Source organism: Methylobacterium sp. 001424705 (assembly GCF_059816145.1).
In genome coordinates this window covers 1-3,281 of sequence record NZ_JCBANU010000067.1, presented here as the reverse complement: position 1 = coordinate 3,281, position 3,281 = coordinate 1, and the positions used below count along the sequence as shown (strand labels likewise).

The window sequence follows — 3,281 nt, the reverse complement described above, 5'->3', positions numbered from 1 at the left end:
CCCCTGTAGCTGGAACCATGTGTTTCTGGATCGGAGGGCGGTGCATGGGGCGCCGGTTCGTGAGATTCTCTCGGGATGCAGATCGCTCTCGAACTCGAACAAGCCCGTAGGATTGCACGGGACCATCACCGGGGTGAGGTCAACGTGATCTCGACCACGCGGCGGCCGGATGACGATACGGGATCGCTGGAGTGGTGGAGGGCCGATCCGGGTCAGCGTGTGGATCGAGCCTGGGCGCAGAAGCCGCGTGATCGGACAGCACTCGCCACCTACCGTGATCTGGTGCGCCACGCTGTCCAGCCTTCTCCTGCTGAGGTCGTGCCAACGGAGTTCCGGTTCCAAGACGGCCTGTGGGGACGACCCGACAAGGACATCATCAAGGTTGGGCTTCGCGACGCCATGCTCGAAGCGGTGATCGACGCCGAGCGCGTGGTTGGGTTCCGGATCACGGAGCGTGGTCAGCGTGATCTGGCCGCGCACGGCTCGGGGGCTGGATTGTGACGAAGCGCGTCGCCTTCTATGTCCGAGTCTCCACGGCGGATGGCCAGACCACCGAGAACCAGCTTCGGCAGCTTCAGGAGGTCGCCGAGCGATCCGGATGGACCGTGGTGTCGATCTTCAGCGACGATGGCGTGTCTGGCTCGAAGGGGCGGAACCAGCGGCCTGGGCTCGACGCGCTGATGAAGGGTGTAGCCCGTCGCAAGTTCGATCTCGTGGCGGCGTGGTCGGTGGATCGGCTTGGACGGTCACTGCCCGATCTGGTCGGCCTGCTCGGCGATCTTCAGGCCCATGGCGTGGACCTGTTCCTCCATCAGCAGGCGCTCGACACCTCGTCGCCGTCCGGGCGGATGCTCTTTCAAATGCTGGCGGTGTTCGCGGAGTTCGAGCGGGCGATGATCGTGGCGCGGGTTCGCGCCGGGTTGCAGCGGACCACCAAGCGCCTTGGACGCCCGCCGATGGAGACGGCGAAGGTCGAGGCGATACGGGCGCTCCTGATCGCCGGTACGAGCATTCGAGAGACTGCCCGCCGGACCGGCGCAGGAACGGCCACGGTGCAGCGGATTCGTGCTGCCATGCAGGCTGAGGTCGGGCAGGCTGCTGCCGCGTGAGTAGCCTTGAGGAGAAGGTCTCTGGTACCGTGCGAGGCCGCCCCGGATGAGCCTTTGTAGATATCGAAATTCAAAAATCGAAGGCAGGACAGCAGGACACAAGGATAACAAAACCCAAGCCACCTGAGTTGCATCAATTGCATTCAAGATAATTTTTCTATATTTCTGTCTTGAGTATCCTAGTGTCCTGATCGGCGAGAACACAGAGGGGAATCCGCTCAGATGGGCGAGGACACCCCAAGCTGGGTTGTCCTGCCACTGTCCTGTATCAGCCCAGGAACTCGTACTGGACGTAACCACCTACCTTATTCAGGCACCGGAAGCGGGTGTTTTGGCCTGACTGCTCCGTACGGCGCATCTCGTGGCCCCAATCGGTCAGGCTGGTCTTCATGACTCCGGGATAGAACTCGTCCTCGAAGTCGTGGAAGTACCCGAAGAGCAGCTTGGCCTTCACGCGTCCCTGGCTGTCCGGGCTGAAGCTCGGGTGGACCGTGGGGTCGAAGTCGGTGAGCCAGTGCTCGACGCGGCCCATCTCGCGGCTGTCTTCCTGAACCTCCGCGAGTTCGGTCTTGAATGGAGCCATCGGGCACGGGCCTTCGTGATCCACGCTGCGCCAGAGCGCCTTCCAGTCGATACCGTTGAGGAACTCCCAATCCGGATCGTTGTGGTACTGGAGCGCGACGAACCGGCGGATGCCGGTCGGGTCCTTGATCAACTGCTCCAGGGTCTTGTTCGAGCACCCGATGAAGGTGGCGTTCTGATCGATCTCCACCTTGGAGTTCGTGTAGAGGGGCTTGCGGGTCAGGGTCTCGGCCGTGATGGCGTTCTTGATCGTGTCGATGTTGGCCTTCGACGCGTAGCCCATCTCATCGATGAACAGGACGTAGCTCGCCCAGATGTCGATATTCCGATCGTCCTCGATCATCTTGAAGTCCACGCCGAGCACGAGTTCCTTGACGGGGTTCAGCATGGCGCGAACGAAGGTGGACTTGCCCTTCCCCTGGGTGCCGAGAATCACCGGCATGAGGTGGTCGTAGACGGGCAGGCCGCGCAGCTTCCGCTTCACCTGATGCATGAACTTCTTCAGCACGGCGACGACGAACGATGCTGGCATGTCCTCGGAGGTGACGAACAGCTTCTCGGCGATAGCGAGCCAAATCCGCTCAGCTTCCTCGCGCTGCGGAATGTTGGGAAGCGGGCCTGCCAGGGTCGAGAACAGATCGTAGCGGCGCTCACGGCGGGCGTGCTCAACCCACTCGACCACAGCATCGTTGATGGAGCGGTCGGCGAATCCGAGGCGGTGCTTGTCCGAAGTGAGGCGAAGCTGGCGCATGAACGCGTCGAGATTCACCTTGGCGGGGCACGCGAAGTACACCTTATCCGCGATCATGGGGTTGGTGATCTCGTGTGGGCCTACGACCATGCCCTCAACGATCTTGAGGCCGTCCTTGGTGATCTGGCCGTTGTACAGGCAGTTCATCTTGTCGCGCGTGACGACAAGCTCGATGAGTTCCTGGGCATAGGAGGGCACGCCACCGAGGTCAGAGCGGATACGAGCGAAGCGAAGCTCCCTCTCGTACTCCTTCGTGCTGAACTCCAGCATGTTGGCGTGCTTCTTGATCCAGGCACGAATCTCAGGAAAGTCCTGGCCACCAGACTGGTCAGCCAGGAATCGGGCATCAGGAATGACGCCTGCAATCAGGCCGCTGGTGTAATCCTCGATCAGGGAGGCGACGGTCTCCTGGGTAGCGGACGCGCGTGGCTCCCCGGAGTCTGCCGAGGGCGGTAAAACGTGGATGGTCACGGAAAAATCTTTCTGAAAAAACAGATTGTTGCAAAGGGTCGAAGCGAACGCGCCGCACGGAATCGGTCAGATCGCGAATCGCCAGCGCCATGTCCCGGCGGCAATTGCCGGGCTGTCTCAGCGCTGATGAAGGCGACCCACCGTGCGGGCCGGGGCACCAACGTGCCCCGACGACACTTATCGCAAACTCACCGATGGGCTGGCGATATTAAAATGCAGCGGGCTTGGTTCGACGCCACGCCCAAGCCGAAGCGCCAGCCCGCAGCTTGACCGGCACACTCACGGTGTTACCCATCGAGGCCGGGATCGAGAGCACTGACGGCACAGGGAAAGTGATGAGCGTCGGCTCATCCCGCTCCCTCCGCCAG

Annotated in this window: 3 protein-coding genes; 2 read left to right on the top strand and 1 reads right to left on the bottom strand. The window is 61.8% G+C overall.

All coding sequences use genetic code 11. The features are described 5' to 3' along the window. Window positions 1-75: 75 nt before the first annotated feature. Both AC6EUL_RS22730 and AC6EUL_RS22725 read left to right on the top strand, forming a co-directional pair. A complete protein-coding gene (locus AC6EUL_RS22730) occupies window positions 76-501 on the top strand; it encodes a hypothetical protein (protein ID WP_499872870.1) in 426 nt (141 codons plus the stop codon). Then, window positions 498-1,109, top strand: coding sequence for a recombinase family protein (locus tag AC6EUL_RS22725; protein ID WP_499872868.1), 612 nt, complete (start codon window positions 498-500; stop codon window positions 1,107-1,109). Before AC6EUL_RS22730 ends, AC6EUL_RS22725 begins: the two co-directional genes overlap by 4 nt. A gap of 268 nt (window positions 1,110-1,377) precedes the next feature. Here the strand turns inward: AC6EUL_RS22725 and AC6EUL_RS22720 are convergent, their stop codons facing one another. Further along, on the bottom strand, window positions 1,378-2,913 hold the full coding sequence (locus AC6EUL_RS22720) for a VapE domain-containing protein (RefSeq protein WP_499872866.1): 1,536 nt from the start codon (window positions 2,911-2,913) through the stop codon (window positions 1,378-1,380). Window positions 2,914-3,281: the final 368 nt, after the last annotated feature.

Coding starts and splice junctions, on each gene's coding strand:
- AC6EUL_RS22730 (WP_499872870.1), top strand. CDS start 76: ATGCAGATCGCTCTCGAACTCGAACAAGCCCGTAGGATTGCACGGGAC.